This is a genomic window from Actinoplanes sp. NPDC049316 (assembly GCF_040677315.1).
GTDB lineage: Bacteria > Actinomycetota > Actinomycetes > Mycobacteriales > Micromonosporaceae > Actinoplanes.
This window is the reverse complement of sequence record NZ_JBFAQM010000002.1, coordinates 207,620-226,021: the sequence shown is the minus strand read 5'-3', so window position 1 is coordinate 226,021 and position 18,402 is coordinate 207,620. Positions and strand designations below refer to the sequence as shown.

Annotated in this window: 14 protein-coding genes; 4 read left to right on the top strand and 10 right to left on the bottom strand. The window is 72.6% G+C overall.

The features are described 5' to 3' along the window. Window positions 1–8: 8 nt before the first annotated feature. From AB0K03_RS03565 to AB0K03_RS03555, 3 genes are read right to left on the bottom strand one after another with little or no spacing between them, the layout of a single operon-like run. A complete protein-coding gene (locus tag AB0K03_RS03565; protein ID WP_364679907.1) occupies window positions 9–1,298 on the bottom strand; it encodes a hypothetical protein in 1,290 nt (429 codons plus the stop codon). Next, window positions 1,288–2,493 carry a type III PLP-dependent enzyme gene (locus AB0K03_RS03560; protein ID WP_364679904.1) on the bottom strand — a complete coding sequence of 402 codons (1,206 nt, stop codon included), beginning with the start codon at window positions 2,491–2,493 and terminating at the stop codon, window positions 1,288–1,290. The genes AB0K03_RS03565 and AB0K03_RS03560 overlap by 11 nt, the downstream gene beginning before the upstream one ends. Continuing rightward, window positions 2,490–5,264, bottom strand: coding sequence for an EAL domain-containing protein (locus tag AB0K03_RS03555; RefSeq protein ID WP_364679901.1), 2,775 nt, complete (start codon window positions 5,262–5,264; stop codon window positions 2,490–2,492). The genes AB0K03_RS03560 and AB0K03_RS03555 overlap by 4 nt, the downstream gene beginning before the upstream one ends. A 203-nt stretch (window positions 5,265–5,467) precedes the next feature. On the opposite strand from AB0K03_RS03555, the gene AB0K03_RS03550 reads away from it, so the two are divergent. After that, complete coding sequence (locus AB0K03_RS03550) at window positions 5,468–8,707, top strand: GH92 family glycosyl hydrolase (RefSeq protein ID WP_364679898.1); 3,240 nt, start codon at window positions 5,468–5,470, stop codon at window positions 8,705–8,707. A 55-nt stretch (window positions 8,708–8,762) separates the two neighbouring features. On the opposite strand, the gene AB0K03_RS03545 is transcribed toward AB0K03_RS03550, so the two are convergent. From AB0K03_RS03545 to AB0K03_RS03525, 5 genes are all read right to left on the bottom strand, one after another. Next, window positions 8,763–9,869 (bottom strand): glycosyl hydrolase 53 family protein, encoded by a 1,107-nt coding sequence (locus AB0K03_RS03545; RefSeq protein WP_364679896.1) that lies wholly within the window; start codon window positions 9,867–9,869, stop codon window positions 8,763–8,765. A gap of 65 nt (window positions 9,870–9,934) precedes the next feature. Then, window positions 9,935–10,969, bottom strand: coding sequence for a LacI family DNA-binding transcriptional regulator (locus tag AB0K03_RS03540; RefSeq protein WP_364679894.1), 1,035 nt, complete (start codon window positions 10,967–10,969; stop codon window positions 9,935–9,937). A gap of 31 nt (window positions 10,970–11,000) precedes the next feature. Next, entirely contained in the window at window positions 11,001–11,864 is an 864-nt protein-coding gene (locus AB0K03_RS03535) for a carbohydrate ABC transporter permease (RefSeq protein WP_364679892.1), read from the bottom strand. Between the two features lie 2 nt (window positions 11,865–11,866). Then, a complete protein-coding gene (locus AB0K03_RS03530; protein ID WP_364679889.1) occupies window positions 11,867–12,841 on the bottom strand; it encodes a sugar ABC transporter permease in 975 nt (324 codons plus the stop codon). Beyond that, window positions 12,838–14,148 (bottom strand): extracellular solute-binding protein, encoded by a 1,311-nt coding sequence (locus AB0K03_RS03525; RefSeq protein WP_364679887.1) that lies wholly within the window; start codon window positions 14,146–14,148, stop codon window positions 12,838–12,840. Before AB0K03_RS03525 ends, AB0K03_RS03530 begins: the two co-directional genes overlap by 4 nt. A 162-nt stretch (window positions 14,149–14,310) precedes the next feature. On the opposite strand from AB0K03_RS03525, the gene AB0K03_RS03520 reads away from it, so the two are divergent. From AB0K03_RS03520 to AB0K03_RS03510, 3 genes are all read left to right on the top strand, one after another. Then, complete coding sequence (locus AB0K03_RS03520) at window positions 14,311–16,608, top strand: beta-galactosidase (protein ID WP_364679884.1); 2,298 nt, start codon at window positions 14,311–14,313, stop codon at window positions 16,606–16,608. 158 nt (window positions 16,609–16,766) lie between these two features. Next, window positions 16,767–17,147 carry a hypothetical protein gene (locus tag AB0K03_RS03515; protein ID WP_364679882.1) on the top strand — a complete coding sequence of 127 codons (381 nt, stop codon included), beginning with the start codon at window positions 16,767–16,769 and terminating at the stop codon, window positions 17,145–17,147. Continuing rightward, entirely contained in the window at window positions 17,144–17,503 is a 360-nt protein-coding gene (locus AB0K03_RS03510; RefSeq protein ID WP_364679879.1) for a DUF488 family protein, read from the top strand. Before AB0K03_RS03515 ends, AB0K03_RS03510 begins: the two co-directional genes overlap by 4 nt. A gap of 60 nt (window positions 17,504–17,563) precedes the next feature. Here AB0K03_RS03510 and AB0K03_RS03505 read toward each other — a convergent pair whose 3' ends face one another. Together AB0K03_RS03505 and AB0K03_RS03500 are read right to left on the bottom strand one after the other, a co-directional pair. Continuing rightward, window positions 17,564–17,890 carry a hypothetical protein gene (locus AB0K03_RS03505; RefSeq protein ID WP_364679876.1) on the bottom strand — a complete coding sequence of 109 codons (327 nt, stop codon included), beginning with the start codon at window positions 17,888–17,890 and terminating at the stop codon, window positions 17,564–17,566. Between the two features lie 73 nt (window positions 17,891–17,963). Then, window positions 17,964–18,386 carry a PPOX class F420-dependent oxidoreductase gene (locus AB0K03_RS03500; RefSeq protein ID WP_364679874.1) on the bottom strand — a complete coding sequence of 141 codons (423 nt, stop codon included), beginning with the start codon at window positions 18,384–18,386 and terminating at the stop codon, window positions 17,964–17,966. Window positions 18,387–18,402 lie beyond the last annotated feature (16 nt).

Below are 18,402 nucleotides of genomic sequence, written 5' to 3'. Positions count from 1 at the left end.
CCGCCCGGTTATCGGGCCAGGCGGCGGTGCGGGCCCGGCACATTGGTGAGGATCCACAGCGCCAGCGCGACCGTGCCCAGGGCGAGCACCGCGCCGCTCACCACGTTGCCGATCGCCTGGGCCGTGACCAGCACCGGGAGGAGGCGTACGGCGATCGAGCCGCCCAGCGCCCGGGTGGACGCGCTGTAGGCGAGCGCCGTCGTGACCGCCTCCGGCGGGGCCTGGTCGGCGACCACGGCGTCCATGTCGCCTTCGAAGGCGGTCTGGCTGACGCCCGCCAGGAACTGCGCGAGGATCACGCCCGCCGCGTGCAGCGGGGCGCCCAGCCAGCCGACCATCATGCCCAGCCCCCACAGCGTCCAGCGCAGCGAGGCCGGCAGCCGCAGCTTGCCGACCGTCTCCACGGCGGCCGTGGCGAGCAGGCAGCCCACGCTGAACGCCACCGCCGCCGCGGCGACCCAGTGGCGGCCGTGCAGTTCGGTGGTCAGCGGCACCGCGAGCAGCGTCGGTCCCGAGGCGAGGAGCATGACGCCGCCGCCCGCGACGAGCAGGTGCGGCGCGACCACTCGCCGGCCGGCCCGGCGGGGCGGGTGCGGGGCGTCCGGCACCGCGCGGACCATTCCGTACGCGAGGGAGCGCGCGGCGACGATGCGACGGGCCGCGCCGCGCGGGGTCATCCGGGCCCGGCGTGCGCTGAGCACCGTCGGCAGCAGGGAACCGGCGTACAGGATGAACACGACGACGAGGGCCGCGCCGGTGGGGTAGCCGTCGGGGCCGGCGGGCAGGAGCGCGCCGAGGCCCGTACCCCCGGCCTCCACCGCGGAGATCGCCAGCGCGTAGCGGGTCATCGACCGCGGCCGCGCGTCCACCGCCGCGACCTCGGCGCGCATCGCGGCGAAGCCGGTCCAGGCGGCGACGTGCATGACGACCACCACGGCGGCGATCAGCCACGACGGCAGCCCGGCGATGAGCCCGGCGAGCGCGCCGACGCGCAGCAGCATCTCGGTGCCCGCCGCGCCGCGCAGCAGGCCCCGGCCGGGGACGCGCCGGGCCAGCCAGCCGGTGACCGGCGCGGACAGCACGACGCCGATGAGCATGGCCGCGTTGTAGAGGGCGGCCTCGGCGAGGCCGCCGCGGGAGACGGCCAGCAGCACGAGGACGGTCCAGCCGAGGGCCATGCCGAACGAGTCGGCGACCCCGGCCGTCAGCAGTTCGCGGAGGCGCCCGGCCCGGCGCAGCCCGACCGGTCCGACGCGGCGATGACCGCCACCTCGCAGCCGGCCGGGCTCAGTGCCCACCGGAGCCGGCGGCGGCCAGGCCGGCCGCGCGGCCGGCCCCCACGAAAACCGGGGTGGGCGGCGGGAAGCCGTTGAAGTCCGAGGCGTAGCTCAGCGTGTACGCACCCGCCGAGCCGATGTAGAGCACGTCGCCGACGTCGACGCCCGCGGGCAGCACCAGCCCGGTGAACATCGTGTCCGAGCTGTCGCAGCTGGGGCCGGTCACCGTGAAGGCGACCCGGCCGGGACCGGGCGCCGAGCTCCGGACCGGGTAGTCCCAGCCGGTCGGCAGCTGGATCGTCTCCATCATGCCGTGGTACGCGCCGACGTCGAGGAAGAGCCAGTTCTGCCCGGCGCGCACCTCACGCCCGATCACCGTGGCGGCGAGCACCCCGGCCTCGGCGACCAGGTGCCGGCCGGGTTCGGCGGCGAGCAGGCCCGGACGGTACGGCAGCAGCTGCGCCACCGCGGGCAGCACGGCGGCGCCGATCTCCTCGATGGACGGCACGTCGCCCACGTACCGGGCCGGGAAGCCGCCGCCGAGGTCGAGCATCTCCAGCTGGATGCCGTCGCGCAGCAGGCCGGCCATGATGCTCCCGCACACGCCGAGGGCCTGACGCCAGGCGGCGGCGGTGGCGCACTGCGAGCCGACGTGGAAGGTCAGCCCGTACGGCCGCAGCCCCAGCCGCCGCGCGAGCGTGAGCAGGTCACGGGCCTCGTGCGGCTCGGCGCCGAACTTGCGCGACAGCGGGAACGAGCTGGCGCTGTCGTCCACGTGCAGCCGCAGGTAGACCGCGCTGCCCGGGGCGTGCTGGGCGATCTTGCGCAGCTCGTTGGGCGAGTCGAAGCTGAAGCGCCACAGCCCGGCGGCGTACGCGGCGGCGATGTGCGCGGGCGGCTTGACCGGGTTGCTGTAGAGCACGCGGGCCGGGTCGACGCCCAGGCGCTGCAGGGCCCGCAGCTCGCCGAGCGAGGCGATCTCGAAGCTCGCGCCGCCGTCGGCCAGCGTGCGCAGGATCTCCGGCGACGGGTTGCACTTCATCGCGTAGAAGGGCAGCACGCCGGGCAGCGCCGAGGTGAACGCGGCCAGCTTCTGCGCCACCGTGTCCAGGTCGGTGACGAGGTACGGGGTCGGCATGTCGATGACCGCGAGGCAGTCCGGTGCGAGCGCCGCCGGCCACGAATCGGGCAGCGCAGCGGTGAGCGCAGCGGTCATGCGGACTCCCGCACCAGGCTCGGCGCGCCGGCGCCCTCCATGAGCAGGCGACCGGCCTCACCGGCGGGGACGGGCCGGGAGAAGTAGAAGCCCTGCGCGAAGGTGCAGCCCATGTCGCGCAACGCGGCGAGCTGGCCGTACTCCTCGATGCCCTCGGCCACCGTGGACATGCCGAGGCTCTGGCCGAGCTGGACGATGGTGCTGGCCAGCGCCGCGTCGTCGGTCTGCCCGCCGAGCCGCTCCACGAACGAGCGGTCGATCTTCAGGGTGTCCACCGGGAACCGGCGCAGGTACGCCAGCGACGAGTAGCCGGTGCCGAAGTCGTCGATCGCCAGCGTGAGCCCGAGCGCCTTGAGCCGGACCAGCTGCGCGAGGTTCTCCTCGGTGTCGGTCATCAGCACGCTCTCGGTCATCTCGAGGCACAGCTTGTCGGCCGGCATGCCGGTCTCGGTCAGCACCTCGCGGACCATCGCGGCCAGGTCGCCGCGGTCGAACTGGCGTACCGAGACGTTCACGCTCATCTTCATCGGCGGCTGGCCGCTCTCCCGGGACCACTCCATGGCCTGGCGGCACGCCTCGGTGAGCACCCAGCGGCCGAGCGGCACGATCAGCCCGGTCGCCTCGGCCATCGGGATGAAGTCCAGCGGCGAGATCATCCCGCGGACCGGGTGCGGCCAGCGCACCAGCGCCTCGAAGCCGATGACGCTGCTGTCGGCCATGTCGATGGTGGGCTGGTAGTGCAGTTTGAGCTGGCCGCGCTCCAGCGCGGTCCGCAGGTCCGCCTCGAGCTGCAGGCGCTCGACCAGCCCGGCCAGCATCTGCGGATCGTAGCTGGCGTATCCGCTGCCGCCGGTGGACTTGGCCCGGTACATGGCCAGGTCGGCGTTGCGCATGAGCTGCTCGGCGTCGCCGGACCGCGGGTCGCCGGCGTCGAGGGCCGCGTACGCCGCCAGCCCGACGCTGCCGCGCACGTGCAGGTCGCGCTCGCCGATGCGGAACGGCTCGTGCAAGGCGTCGACGATGCGCTGGGCCACTGTCTCGCCGTCGCCCGAGCCGAGCGCGGAGCGGATCAGCACCGCGAACTCGTCGCCGCCGAAGCGGGCCACCACGTCGTCCGCGCGGACCGCCTCGCGCAGCCGGTCGGCCACCCGGACCAGCAGCTGGTCGCCGGCGAGGTGCCCGAGGCTGTCGTTGACCTCCTTGAAGCCGTCCAGGTCGAGGAACAGCACGGTGACGTCGTCCTGGTCGCCGCGGGTGTCCAGCGCCTCGGTGACGCGCTCGCGGAACAGCGCGCGGTTGGCCAGCTGGGTCAGGGCGTCGTGGTACGCCTCGTGCACCAGCTGCTCCTGCAGCTCCTTGCGCTCGCTGATGTCGCGGGTGTTCAGCACGAGGCCGCCCACGTTCGGGTCGCCGAGCAGGTTGGTGATGGTGATCTCGGCCTGCCGGGTGCGGCGGTCGCGGTGCCGCACGGTCAGCTCGATGACCGTGGTCGCGTACGGGCGGCCGCTGACCGAGAGCAGCGCGTCGGCGAGGCGGCCGGCGGACTCGGGTTCGACCACGCTGGTCAGCCGGCGGCCGGTGAGCACCCGCGCCGGGTAGCCGAAGACCCGCCGGACGGACTCGCTCTGGTACAGCACCTCGCTGTCCGGGCCGACGACGGTGACCACGTCGGAGCTGTGCTGCACGAGCGCGCGGAACCGCTGCTCGCTGGCGTACAGCTCGGCGGTGCGCTCCTCGACGCGCGCCTCGAGGTTGCGGGTGAGGCCGCGGTTCTCCAGCAGCGTGAGGACCTGGCGCCCGACGATGAGCAGGATCAGCGCGGACCGGCTGTACGCGACGAACGCGCTGCTCTGCCCGGTGCGCGCGAACCAGACGACGCTGGTGACCAGGGCGGCGAGCACGGCCACGTACGGCAGCAGCACCCCGAACGGCTGGGTCCCGTCACCGGACTCCCCGGCGGCGGATTCGCGCGCGACGGGGCGGGCGGCGGCGAGCAGGATCAGCGAGAAGCCCGCGAACCAGCCGATGTCCGTCATGCCGCCGGACGCGTAGGCGCCGATCAGGTTCAGGTACGCGTACCCGATGTCGGAGATCGCGAAGGCGACGATGCCGGCGCCGACCAGCGCGAGGTGCACGGCCGTGCGACCGCGGCGGCGCTGCATGGCGAGCATGTAGAGGACGATCGTGACGATGACGACGTCGCCGAGCGGGTACGCGAGGCTCACGTAGAGGGCGAGCGCGCTGTCGCCGCCGGCCTCGATCAGCGCCTCCACGACGAAGATCCACGCCATCAGCAGGAGCGAGACGGCGACCATCAGCCCGTCGAGGACGCTGCGCGCGCGGTTGGCCGGGGTCTGCGTGGCGGCCGGGAGGATCAGCAGGCCGACGGGGGTGAGCAGGACCATCCCGAGGTAGCCGAGGTCGGCCTCGCTGGGCAGCGGCACCGAGCCGGTGAAGGTGTCGAGCCAGACGGCGCAGGCCTGGCCCAGGCCCCACGACAGCACGCCGAGCCCGACCAGGGCCCAGCCGGTCCGCATCCGGCCGCGGAAGGTGGCGCTGCGCACGAGGCAGGCGACCGCCGCGGAGATCGCGGCGACGCACAGCCCGAGGTTGGAGATCACCTTGGCGGCCTCCGGGCCGCCCACGCCGGTGCTCAGCACGGTGCCGAAGGCGGCCACGACCACGGCGACCGCGGCGCACAGGCGCGCCCAGCCGCGCAGGCGGGGGACCTGCCGGCCGGCCGGCGCCGGCGGTTCGCTGGTGGGTGCCATCAGACTCTTCTCCGCCTCCGTGGAGCCGCCCCGGCTGAGACGGCTGCATCTGCGTGATCGGGTGCGGGGTGCCGGAACTTGAGGAGTTCCGCGGGGGGAGAGCGACGTCACCGGGGGCGCACGCCGAGCGAGCTCATTGACATGAATCTCTGCCTCGTGACAACGTTGTCACGGGACGATGACGTCGTTGACCGGAGGTTTGCATGACCCGTCGGTTCCTAGCCGCCTCGACCGCTCTTCTCGTGTCCGCCGCCGTGCTGCACGCCGCGCCCGCGCAGGCCGCGGAGCCCGCGCCGGTCGACCTGGTCCACCCGTTCGTGGGCACGCAGAACTTCGGCAACACCTTCCCCGGCGCGAGCGCGCCGTTCGGCATGGTGCAGGTCAGCCCCGACACCGGCGGGCAGGGCGGATACGACTACCAGCAGAACAGCATCTACGGCTTCAGCCAGACCCACCTGTCCGGCGTCGGCTGCGGCGTGGCGGGCGAGCTGCCCATGCTGCCCACCACCGGCGCGGTCAGCACCGTCGACCCGAACGCGTACCGGTCGCCTTACTCGCACGCCGACGAGGAGGCGTCGCCGGGCTACTACCGCGTCGGCCTCTCGAAATACCAGACGCAGGCCGAGCTGACCGCGACGCCGCGCACCGGGTGGCAGCGCTACACGTTCCCGTCCACCGGCGCCGCGAACGTCCTGTTCAACACGGGCAAGGCGAACCAGTCGGTGTTCGACTCGGAGATCCACGTCGTCGGGGACCGTACGGTCGAGGGCCGCGTGCACGCCGGCAACTTCTGCGCGGGCAAGGACGACCACACCGTCTACTTCACCGCCACCTTCGACCGGCCGTTCGCCTCGTACGGCACCTGGCGCGGCTCGACCATCAGCAAGGACTCGCGCGACGCCGCGGGCAGCGGAGGCAACGGCGCGTTCGTCACCTTCGACGCCACCACCGACCGCGACGTGGTGGTCAAGGTCGCGCTCTCGTACACGGGTCTCGACGGCGCGCGCAAGAACCTGGCCGCGGAGACCGGCGACTCGTACGACTTCGACGCCACCCGCGCGGCGCTGCGCACGACGTGGGTGGACGAGCTGAACCGCATCGAGATCGGTGGCGGCGCGGCCGACCGGCGCAGCGCCTTCTACACCGCGCTCTACCACTCGCTGCTGCACCCGAACCTCGCCGGCGACGTGGACGGCCGGTACGTCGGCTTCGACCGGCAGGTGCACACCGCGCAGGGCTACACGCCGTACCAGAACTTCTCGCTCTGGGACACGTACCGTCCGCAGAACCAGCTGCTGGAGATGCTCGCGCCGGACGTGGCGCGCGACGTCGCGCTGTCGGTCGTGGCCATCGGCCGCGACGGCGGCTGGCTGCCGCGCTGGGCCCTCGCCAACAGCGAGACCAACATCATGACCGGAGACCCGGTCACCCCGTTCCTGGTCGAGGCCTGGTCGAAGGGGCTGCTCGCCGGGCACGAGCAGGAGGCGTACGCGCTGCTGCGCAAAAACGCGACCGCGCAGCCGCCGGCGGAGTCGCCGTACAACGGGCGCACCGGGCAGGACTACTACGCCGACCGCGGCTACATCCCGTCCGGGCTGCAGCTCGGCAAGGACTGCGTGCACAAGGGCGGCGACAACGACTGCGTGCACCCCGCCTCGGCCACTCTCGAGTACGCGGCGGCCGACGCGGCCCTCGCGCTCATGGCACAAGGGCTGGGCAAGGCCGACGACGCGAAGCTGTTCGCCGGGCGCGGGCAGTGGTACCGCAACCTGTGGGACTCCTCGATCAAGCAGTTCCGGCCGCGCACCGTCGACGGCACGTGGCTGACGCCGTACGACCCGGTCGCGGCGGACGAGCAGTTCCACGAGGGCGGGTCGTACCAGTACCAGTGGCTCGTCCCGCAGGACCCGGCCGGGCTCGTGCAGCTCATGGGCGGCCGGGCGGCGACGGAGAAGCGGCTCGACGAGTTCTTCGTCTACGACAAGCTGCTCACCGACCCGGCCGGCACCGCGCGCACCGACTGGATCGCCAGCCCGTACGACTACTACGCGAAGGCCACGTACAACCCGAACAACGAGCCCGACCTGCTCGCGCCGTACATGTATCACTGGGCGGGTGACCCGGCGAAGACCGCGACCGTCGTCCGGGCCGCGATGACGCTGTTCACCACCGGGCCGGACGGCATGACCGGCAACGACGACCTCGGCACGATGAGCTCCTGGTACGTCTTCTCGTCGCTCGGCCTCTACCCGACGATGAGCGGCGCGAACTTCCTCGCCGTGTCCAGCCCGCAGTTCCCGTCGGCGAAGGTCAAGGCCGGCGGCAACACCTTCACGATCACCGCCCCGGGCGTCTCCGACGCGAACCGCTACATCCAGCGTGTTCGCCTCAACGGGCGCGCCCTGGCCAAGAGCTGGGTCGACTGGTCCGACATCGCCCGCGGCGGCACCCTCGCCCACACGGTGGGCACCAGCCCGTCGTCGTGGGGCACCTCGGTCGCCGCGCAACCGCCGTCGGTCAACAAGGCGCCTGCTGACAGCCGTACCCATGTGGACGCGACCGTGCGCCCGGCGAGCGCGGCCGTGGCCGCCGGAGCGGCCACCGCGCAGCGTGCCACGTTCGAGGTCGACGTGGTCGGCCAGGCGCCGCTGGCGATCGCCCCGCGCATCACCGCGACCGCCCCGGCCGGCTGGAAGGTGACCGTGTCGCCGCGGCTGCCGAAGGTGCTCGTCACCCGGCACCTGCCGATCGGCACCACCGCCACGGTCACCGTCGACGCTCCGGCCGGGCTGGCGGCCGGGGCGTACCCGATCGAGATCCAGGCCGGCGCGCCCGGCGCGAACACGGTGAAGCGCACGGCGACCGTCACGGCCTCGCAGCCCACCACCTGCGTCGCCGGCGGTGAACCCTGCCGGATCGACCTGAGCGCCCAGCGCAACCACGACGGCACGGCCACGGTCGCCGCCCCGGCGGAGGGCGACTTCGACGGCGGCGGCTGGAGCTACGACGCGGACCTGCTGCCACCGGCCGGCCCGGTCACCTGGGACGGCGTCACCTACGAGGCGCCGGACCCGGCGGGCACGGCGAAGAACTTCGTCAAGGCCCAGGGCCAGTCGCTGCTGCTGCCGACCGGCGACCACTCGGCGGTCAAGCTGGTCGCCACCACCCACAACGGCCCGGTGACGGCGGCCCTGACCATCGGCTACGCCGACGGCACCTCGGCCCCGGCGACGGTGACCATCGCGGACTGGTGCGGCTCGGCGGCCCCGGGTACGACCGCGGTGCTGTCGATGCCGCACCGGATCAAGGCCGGCCAGGGGATCGACGGCCCGCCGGTCAGCCTCTTCGCGGCGTCGCTGCCGATCGCTGAGGGCAAGCAGATCCGGTCCATCACGCTGCCCAACGACCCGCGGTTCCACGTGTACGCGCTGACGCTCGCCTGAGCGGCGGTTGCGCGAGGGAGCGGGGCCACCCACCGGCCTCGCTCCCTCGCCGCTTTCACGGGGTCCAGCGGATGTACGGGTTCACGTGCCCCGTCCAGTCGAAGGTGGCCATGTTGTCCCAGCCGTCGCCCGTGCCGTTGATGTCGGCCGGGTCCCAGCCGTTGCCCTTCACCGCGTACCAGGTGGGTTCCCAGTAGAAGACGCCGATGGCGCCGGCGTTGCGGGCCGTGTTCTGGACCCACGCGAACTGCTGGGCCTGGCCCTGCCACGTGGCCGGGATGCCGTCGCACAGCACGGTGCCGGGGATGGAGTTCTTCTCGCTGTCGGCGTCCGCGGTGGTGAACTGGTACGCCGTCTCCGCGATCACGACGGGCTTGCCGTAACGGGCGCGTACGTCGGTGATGACGTTGTACAAGTTGGCCAACGTGCCGTGCCACATGCAGTAGTACGACAGGGCCGTGATGTCCCACGTGACGCCCTGGGCGCGGATGCCGTCGTAGAACCAGTGCGCGTTCGCCAGGCTGTCCGCGTCCGCGGTGTGGATCATCACCTGGGTGCCGGCGTTGCACGCTTTCGTCGCGGCGTACCCCTGCTTGAGCAGGCTCGCCAGCGGCGCGAAGGTGTTGTTGTCGACGCGCCCCTCCGGCCACAGCATGCCCACGTTGATCTCGTTGCCGATCTGGACGCTGTCCGGCGTGGTGCCCTGCGCCTTGAGGCCGGTGCACACGTCGTACGTGTAGCTGTAGACGTCTCGCTGCAGCTGCGCGAGCGTGTGCGACGACCACGCGGCGGGCTTGAACTGCTTGCCGGGGTCGGCCCACGTGTCGGAGTAGTGGAAGTCGATGAGCAGCTTGAGGCCCTTGGCCTTCAGGGCCCTGGCCTGCTGCAACACCTTCGCCTTGTTGTTGTAGCCGCTGGCCGGGTTGTTCCAGACCCGCAGCCGGGCGTAGTTCACCCCGGCCGACTTGAGGATGTCCATCGGGTCGCGGGCGGCGCCGGCCGCGTCGTAGTACTTCGCGCCGAGGTCGAGGCTGCGCTGCAGCGACGAGACGTCGGCGCCGAGCATGGACAGGGTGGTGGCCGCGGTGGCCGGGGCGGGGACGGTGAGGCCGAGGGCCGTGGTCGCGAGGACGGCGACGGCGGCCCGGAGGTACCTCTGCATGGCGGTTCCTTTCCGGTAGGGAGCGAGAAAGGGTGGTGCCGTGGGGAGAGGGTGGTGGAGCGGGTTCAGGCGGGGGAGGACTCGCGGAGCACCAGCGACGTGGGCACCGTGATCGACAGCGGCGTCCGCCCGGCGACGAGCTCGCCGAGCAGCCGGACCATCTCCTCGCTGATGCGGTCCAGCGGGTTGCGCACCGAGCTGAGCGGCGGGTGCAGCGTGGCCGCCAGACCGGAGTCGTCGAAGCCGACGAGGCGCACGTCGCCGGGCACGTCGCGGCCCGCCTCGCGCAGCACCGGGAGCGTGCCGGCGGCCATGGAGTCCGAGGCGGCGAAGACCGCGTCGAGGTCGGGGACCCGGCGCAGCAGCTCGCGCATCCCCGCGGCGCCGCTCTCGTGGCTCCAATCCCCGTGCACGATCGCGGCCTGGTCCACGGGGAGCCCATGCGCGGTGAGCGCGTCGGTGTAGCCGCGGAGGCGTTCCACGCCGCCGGAGGTGTCCTGCGGCCCGGCGATGTGCGCGATCCGGCGGCAGCCGGCGGCGAGCAGGTGTTCCACCGCGGAGCGCGCGCCGGCCCACTCGTCGGCGGCCACCGAGCTGATGGTCGTCTCGTGGCCGAGCACCTTGCCGCACGCCACGATCGGGATCTCGGCGCGGACGAGCTGGCTCAGCAGCGGGTCCCCGGAGTGCGGGGAGACCAGCAGCACCCCGTCGACGTGCCCGCCGCTGAGGTAGGTGACCGCGCGGCCGCGTTCCTCCGGGCTCGCGGCGATCATCAGGATCAGCGTGAGCTCGCGCGCCGACAGCGCCTGCGCCACCCCGCGCAGCAGGACCGCGAAGTTCGGGTCCTCGAAGAGCAGGTGCTGCGGCTCGGTGAGCAGGAACGCGATCGACCCGGACCGGCCGGTGGCGAGCGAGCGGGCGTGCGGGTTCGCGGTGTAGCCGGTGCGCGTGATGGCGTCGCGGACCGCCCGGACGGATTCGGGGCTGACCCACTCCCGGCCGTTGAGGACGCGGGAGACGGTGGCGTAAGAGACCCCGGCCTCGCGCGCCACGTCGCGGATGGTGGGCCGCTTGCGCCCCGTACCGGGCGAGGTCGGCACGGTAGGGATCATAGTCGCGTCCATGCCGGCCTCACGCCTTGACCGCGCCCGCGGCCAGGTCCACCTGCCAGTAGCGCTGCAGGCTGAGGAAGAGCGCCACCAGCGGCAGCACGGACAGCAACGCCCCGGTGACGACGGAGGTGTACATGGCCGGTTGCGTCGCGCCCTGGTTGAGCAGGCCGCTCAGGCCCACGGTGACCGGGAAGAGCCGGTCGTCGCCGAGCATGATGTACGGCAGCATGAAGTTGTTCCAGATAGCGACGAACTGGAACAGGAAGACGGTGACCAGCCCCGGGCGCATCATCGGCAGGGCGACCCGGGCGAACGCGTGCCAGTCGCCGGCACCGTCCATCCGGGCCGCCTCCAGCACCTCGCCGGGCACGGCGGCCGCGGCGAAGATCCGGCAGAGATAGATCCCGTACGGGCTGATCACGCTGGGCAGCAGCACGGCCCAGTACGTGTTCGTCATGCCGACCTTGGCCAGCAGCAGGTACTGCGGGACGGCGAGGATCACCCCGGGCACCAGCACGCCGGCCAGGATCATGTTGAAGACGACCGACTTGCCGGGGAAGGCGTACTTGGCCAGGGCGAAGCCGGCCATCGCGGACACCAGCGCCGAGGCCAGCGCGCCGACGCCGGCGTACAGGGCGGTGTTGGCCATCCAGCGCCAGTAGAGTCCGCCCCGGTAGTCGCTGAGCGCGGCGACGTTGTCGAAGAAGTGCGTGCTCGGTGACAGGGTGAAGGTCGAGAACAGCTCCCCGGCGCTCTTGGTGGAGGCGATCACCACCCAGAGCACCGGCAACAGGCAGTACGCCGCGCCCAGCAGCAACAGCACGGTGGCGGCCGGGCTGCGGCGGGCCCGCTGGGGTACGGCCACGGTGGTGCCGACGGCCATGGTCAGTCCTCCTGCCGGAAGGCGCGCGAGCCGACGAGCTTGAGGAAGCCGAAGGAGAGCGCGAACGTCGCGACGGCGATGACCACCGAGGTGGCCGCCGCGGCGTGGATGTCGTTACGGATGAAGGCGTCGCGGTAGACCATCATCAGCGGCGTCCAGGTCGCGGAGATGGTGTTGGCCAGCGGCCGCAGGGTCATCGGCTCGGCGAAGACCTGCAGGGTGGCGATGAGCGAGAAGACGAACGTCATGATCAGCGACGGCAGGATGACCGGGATCTTGATGCGCAGCGCGATCTGCACGTCCGAGGCGCCGTCGATGCGGGCCGCCTCGCTCAGCTCGCCGGGGATCGTCCGCAGCGCGGTGTAGAGCACGATCATGTTGAAGCCCATGCCGCCCCAGATCGCGATGTTGGCGACGGCGTAGAGCACCCACGAGGAGGAGAAGACGTTCGGCGCGCTCAGGCCGACGCCGGTGAGCACGTCGGTGATCGGGCTGACCCGGGGCAGATAGAGGAAGCCCCACAGCAGGGAGGCGATCACGGCGGGGACCGCGTACGGAAGGAAGATCGCGGTCCGGGCGAACCCGCCGGCCCGGCTGCGGCCCCCGTCGATGAGCAGCGCCATGAGCAGCGCCCCGCCGAGCATCACCGGGACCACGATCAGCCCGTAGAGGGCGATCCGGCCGACGCTGGGCAGGAACTCGGAGTCGGTGAGCACCCGGGTGTAGTTGCCGAGCCCGGCCCACTGCTCGACCCGCGAGCCCCGGCCCAGCCCCAGGCCGGAGATCTTGACGCGGCGCAGGCTCAGGTAGCCGGCGTAGACCACCGGCGCGCCGAGGAACGCGGCGAAGAGCACCAGGGCGGGGGCGAGGAAGGCGTACGGGGTCCCGGCAGACCGGCGGCCGCGGCGCGGGCGGTCCGCCGCCGTGGTGACGGCGGACCTCTCGGCGGCGGGGGTCACCGCGGGCAGCGTGGTCATCCGGCGACCTTGAACCCGGCGGTCTTCATGTCGCTGACCGTGGTGGTCTGCATGGTGGCCAGCGCGGCGGTGAACGCGGCGCTCTGCTTCGACTCCGCGGCCTTGCCGAACGCGTCGTTGTACGCGCTGTACGCGACGTTGACGTTCGGCCCGTACGTGAACGGGTTGGTGACCTTCCCGGCCTCGGCGGCGATCGCGTAGAAGTCCTTCTGGCCGGCGAAGAAGGCGGGCGGCGAGGTCAGCGCGGTGCTGGTCGCGTCGGTGGCGGCCGGGTAGATGTTCGCCGTGCCGGCCAGCGCCTTGAGCGCGGCGGGATCGGTGTTGAGCCACGTGATGAACTCGACGGCCTGCTTCTTGTGCTTGCTCTGGGTCGTGACGCTGGTGGCCGAGCCGCCCCAGTTGCCGCCGGCCGGCTTGGCGGGGTCCCACTGGGGCAGGGCCGCGACCTTCCACTTGCCCTTGGTCGAGGCGGCGTTGCCCTCCAGCACGCCCGGCGCCCAGACCGCGCTCAGCCAGCCGACCTGCGTGCCGTCGTTGAGGGCGGCGTTCCAGTCGGGCGTGTACATCGGGGTGTTCGCGATGACGCCCTCCTGCACGAGGCCGCCCCAGAACCCGGCGACCTTCCGCGTCGCGGCGTCGTCGATATTCACCGTCCAGGAGTCGCCCTGCACGCCCCACCAGGAGGCGCCGGCCTGCTGGGCGAGGCCCGCGAACCAGCCCGGGTCGTTGGCGGAGAACGTGCCGAGGTACTGCTTCTGGTTCGCCGAGTGGATCTTGCGGGCGGCGTCGGCGTACTGGTCCCAGGTGGCCGGCGGCGAGATCTTCAGCTTCTCGAGGACGTCGGCGCGGTAGTAGAACATCATCGGGCCGGAGTCCTGCGGGACCCCGTACACGGACTCGGAACCCAGGGTGACGCCGTTCCAGGCGGAATCGGGGAACTTCTGCTTGAGGCCGCCGGCCTCGCCGGCGATGTCGGCGATCGCGTCGGCCGAGACGAGCGTGGGGATCTTCTGGTACTCGGCCTGCATGACGTCGGGCGCGCCGCTGCCCGCCTTGATGGCGGTGAGCAGCTTGGTGACCGCCGGGTCGCCGCCGTCCTGCTTGTTGACCGTGACGTGGATGTCGGGGTGGCCGGCGTTCCAGCCCTCGACGACCTTGTCCATGTTCGGCGCCCAGCTCCAGTAGGTGAGCTCCACCTTGCCGCCGCCCGCGGTGCCGCCGCCGCTGCTGTCGTCGTCGCTGCCGCTGCACCCGGCGGCCAGGAGCAGAAGGGCTGCGGCGAGCGCGCCGCCGATGGCTTTCCTCATGGGTTCCTCCTCGATCGGCAGGCGTGCCGTCCCTGTGACCGGTTACAGTGATACTCGTTTACGCGAGTGTCAAGACCTTGCTTCGGCGCTGTTAACATTGTGTATGGTGCGAGCAACTCGCCTGTGACCGGTTACAGGCGTCGGTTGCTGAAGGGGGTCGCGTTGCCGACCGATCACCCACCCCTCGTCGTGCGCCACCGGCCCTGGGCCGCGCCGCTGCGCCGGCCCCGGATGAGCAACGCGGAGGACGTGCGGCCCGGCCTGAGCCTCACCAGCCGCCACCTCACCCGCGACGGCGTGCCGCTCATCCCGGTCTCCGGCGAGCTGCACTTCAGCCGGGTGCCGCGCTCGCGCTGGCCGCAACGCCTGCGGCAGATGCGGGCCGGGGGCGTGACGGTGGTCAGCTCGTACGTGTTCTGGCTGCACCACGTCGAACACCAGGGCGAGCCCCGCTTCGACGGCAACCTGGACGTGGCCGCCTTCGTCGACCTCGCCGCGGAGGCGGGCCTCGACGTGATCCTGCGGATCGGGCCGTGGTGCCACGGCGAGACCCGCAACGGCGGCTTCCCCGACTGGGTCCAGCAGGCGCCGGTACGGCACCGCACGGACGACCCGGCGTACCTGGCGATGGTCCGCGACTGGTACGGCCAGCTGGCGATCGCGCTCGGCGGCCGTTGCCGCGCCGGCGGGCCGGTCCTCGCGCTCCAGCTGGAGAACGAGCTGTACGACCAGCCCGCGCACCTCGTCACGCTCAAACGGCTCGCCCGCGAGGCCGGGATGACCGCGCCGCTGTGGGTGGCGACCGCCTGGGGCGGCGCCGAGCTGCCCGCCGAGGAGGTCCTGCCGCTGTACGGCGGCTACGGCGACGGCTTCTGGGTCGGCGCCGACGCCCCCTGGGACCCGACGTTTCGCGATCACTTCTTCTTCTCCCACACCTGGGACGACCCCGGCATCGGCGCCGACGTCCGCCGCTCCCAGCACCCGGGGCCCGCCACGGTGCCGCCGCGCAGCCCGTCGACGCTGTTCCCGCCGGCCACCTGCGAACTCGGCGGCGGCATGGGCACGGCGTACCACCGGCGGCCGCGGCCCGCGGCCCTGGACATCGCCGCGGTCGCGCACTGCAAGATCGGCAACGGCTCCGCCTGGCAGGGCTACTACATGTACGCCGGTGGCACGAACCCGCCCGGTGACCACGGCATGCAGGAGTCGCACGCGACCGGCTACCCCAACGACCTGCCCCGGCGCGGGTACGACTTCCACGCCCCCATCGGCGAGGCCGGCACCCTGCAACCCAGCCACGCCGAGCTGCGCCGCCAGCACGCCTTCCTCGCCGCGTTCGGCGCCGAGCTGGCCGAGATGCCGTCGACCCTGCCCGAGACCCGGCCGTCCGGAGTGGAGGACGGCGACACGCTGCGGTGGGCGCTCCGCTCCGACGGCGAGAGCGGCTTCCTGTTCATCGCCTGGCACCAGCCGCACGTGCCGCTCGACACCTACCGGGCGGCCCGCTTCCGCGTGGTGCTCGACGGCGACGAGCTCGTCCTGCCGTCCCGGCCGGTCGACATCCCGCCCGGAACCCTGGCCCGGTGGCCGCTGCGGTTCACGGCGGGCGGCGTACGGCTGGACTGGGCCACCGCGTCGGCGCTGACCCTGCTCCCCGGCGACGTGCCCACGCTGGTGCTGACCGCGGAACCCGGCGTCGAGGCGGAGATCGCGCTGAACGGGGAGGTCCGGACGCTCACCCCCGCCCTGACTCCGGTACGGCTGACCACGAACGGCGCCGGAGCGCTCGACGTGCTGCTGCTGGACCCGGCGACTGCGCGGACGGCGTGGGTCTGCGAGGACGGCGGCCGGCGCCTCCTGCTGTCGGACGACGAACTGTCCTGGGGGTCGGACGGGCGGGTGACGGCCCGGTGCGGCGTACCGTCGGTGCGGGCGTACGACCCCGCCCGTCGCGCCTTCACCGAGCTGCCGATGGATCCCGCCGGTGCTGTGCCGGCGACGGTCGGCGACGCGGGGGTCGAGTTGCTCCGGGCCGCCGGCGCCGCCGTGCCGGTCGCGTACGGCAAGCACGACGGCCGCCAGTCGGCGCCGGCCGCCGGCACGTTCCAGGAGCTGGCCGCGGCGTACCGGCTCGCCCTGCCCGCGTGGGTGGACGAGGACGGGCTCGACGTGCTGCTCGACATCGGCTGGGGCGGCGACGTGGCGGAGCTGCGGGTCGACGGGCGTACGGCCACCGACCGGTTCTGGGACGGGTCCACGTGGAAGGTCGACCTGCGCGACGCCGGCTACCGGCCCGGCTCCGAGGTCACGGTCCACATCCTTCCGCTCGCTGCCGGCTCGACGGTCCACCTGCCCCGGGACGCCCGCGACCGGCTCCTCGCCGCGGACGGGCAGTTGCTCGCCCTCGACCACGTCCGCGTGACCAGCCTGCGGACCTGGCACGAACGGCGGCTGTCGTGACCGTTGGCCCGGTGTCCTGTCCGTGGTGGTCGTCGTGAGCGCTCGCCGGTCTTCCCCTCCGCAGCCACCGGATGCGGTGTGTGGCCGACGGCCTTGTCGCCGCGGGTTCCTCTGTTGCGCTGGGGTTGCGCGGGGTCGGTGAGCGGTAGGGTCGGCTGGTGGAGACGCTTGCCGAGGAGACGCTGGCGGCGATCGGCCGCATGACCGTGGCGGCGACCGACCTGGAGCACCTGCTCGCCTGGGTCGGCACGGACCGGACCGGCGGCGACCCCGCGCCGGTCTTCGCGAGGCCCGGCGAGCCGTTGCGCGCGGCCCGCGGCGCGGTCGAATTCGCCGTGCCGGCCCACCGCGAGGACCTGATCCGGTACGTCGAGGCGGCCGGCACCCAGCTCGCGCTGAGCCAGGCGGCGCTGCGGGCCCTGTGGAAGGAGAACGCCCGCCGCGACCCGGCGACGTTCGACGAGATCGCCGCCCGCCTGGTCCGCCTCCGCGCGATGCTCGGCGAGCTCGTCGAGAGCCACCTGCAGGCCCAGCGATGACGACGAAAATCAAGCGCGCCCACGAGGAACCGTCCGAAGACGACGGTTACCGCATCCTGGTCGACCGCCTCTGGCCGCGCGGCATCTCCAAGGACCGCGCCCGCCTGGACCTCTGGCTCAAGGACATCGCCCCGAGCACCGAGCTGCGCCGATGGTTCCACGCCGACGAGGACCGCTTCGACGAGTTCGCCGCCCGCTACCGCGACGAACTGGCCGGCAATCCCGCGGTGGACCAGCTGCGCGACCTCGCGGCGGCCCACCCGGTCATCACCCTCGTGTACGCGGCCCGCGCGCCGCACGACCGCAACCACGCGGCCGTGCTCGCCGACCACCTGGGCCTCGATCCGTCCGGGTGAGCGACCATCCACGTGCCCTGTGATACCGCCGCCTGTTCGAGCTCATCACGAAGTGCATCGCTATGGAGTCGCGTAGGGATCGCGCCCGGGCCCACGAACGGCGGCGGATGCGGCCTGCGTGATCTCGGTGGCGGTTCCCGCCAGCACGTAGACGCGGGTCGTTGCATTGCCGCGCGGTTTCAGCAGTCCAGCGCGCGTCAGCGCTTGGATGTCGCGGATGGCCTGATCACGGCTGAGACCCTCGTCCTGCTGATAGGTGGTACGCCGGACTTCGCCGACTGCGGCCGCATAGAGGGCCGAGACCACGCGATCGGGTAGCCCTTGGTCATCGGCCAGGCGCGCCAGGTCGTTCCACAGGCGTACGGTCCATTCGTACCGGCGTTTCACCCGCTGCGCCTCGGCCCGGTCCGGCCGGTGACGGTGTTACCGAAGCGCAACCCAAGCGTCCCGCGGCGAGGGCTCAGCCCATCACCCACCCGTACAGCCGCTCCACCTGGAGCCGCAGCACCAGCCGGCCGTCGGCCACCATCGCCCGCCGGTAGTCGGCCCAGTCGGGGTGCTCCTGGCCGGCGATCCGGCGGTAGACGTCGATGAGCTCCTCCACTGTGGCGTCCTGTTCCTCGGCCGAGGGCGCGGAGAAGGTCGCCGTGGCCTCGGCCGCGACGTAGCCGCCGGCCGGGCCCGCCACGCGCAGCGTGGCGCGGGGGTCGCGGCGCAGGTTGTGCACCTTGGCCAGCGTGGAGCGGGTGGAGACGCGCAGCGTGCGGGTCTCCGGGTCGGCGGTGTAGCTGACGTCGGAGAGTTGGGGGCGGCCGTCGCGCTTGATGGTGGCGAGGGTGCACAGGTTGGCCGCGGTGACGACGGCCCACAGATCGTCGGACATCCTTGAACAGTAGAGC

Excerpts from the sequence above, each read along its gene's own strand:
- AB0K03_RS03535 (WP_364679892.1), bottom strand. The coding sequence starts at position 11,864 with ATGGCCGTCGGCACCACCGTGGCCGTACCCCAGCGGGCCCGCCGCAGC.
- AB0K03_RS03550 (WP_364679898.1), top strand. The coding sequence starts at position 5,468 with ATGACCCGTCGGTTCCTAGCCGCCTCGACCGCTCTTCTCGTGTCCGCC.
- AB0K03_RS03500 (WP_364679874.1), bottom strand. The coding sequence starts at position 18,386 with ATGTCCGACGATCTGTGGGCCGTCGTCACCGCGGCCAACCTGTGCACC.
- AB0K03_RS03555 (WP_364679901.1), bottom strand. The coding sequence starts at position 5,264 with ATGGCACCCACCAGCGAACCGCCGGCGCCGGCCGGCCGGCAGGTCCCC.
- AB0K03_RS03530 (WP_364679889.1), bottom strand. The coding sequence starts at position 12,841 with ATGACCACGCTGCCCGCGGTGACCCCCGCCGCCGAGAGGTCCGCCGTC.
- AB0K03_RS03545 (WP_364679896.1), bottom strand. The coding sequence starts at position 9,869 with ATGCAGAGGTACCTCCGGGCCGCCGTCGCCGTCCTCGCGACCACGGCC.
- AB0K03_RS03560 (WP_364679904.1), bottom strand. The coding sequence starts at position 2,493 with ATGACCGCTGCGCTCACCGCTGCGCTGCCCGATTCGTGGCCGGCGGCG.
- AB0K03_RS03510 (WP_364679879.1), top strand. The coding sequence starts at position 17,144 with ATGACGACGAAAATCAAGCGCGCCCACGAGGAACCGTCCGAAGACGAC.
- AB0K03_RS03525 (WP_364679887.1), bottom strand. The coding sequence starts at position 14,148 with ATGAGGAAAGCCATCGGCGGCGCGCTCGCCGCAGCCCTTCTGCTCCTG.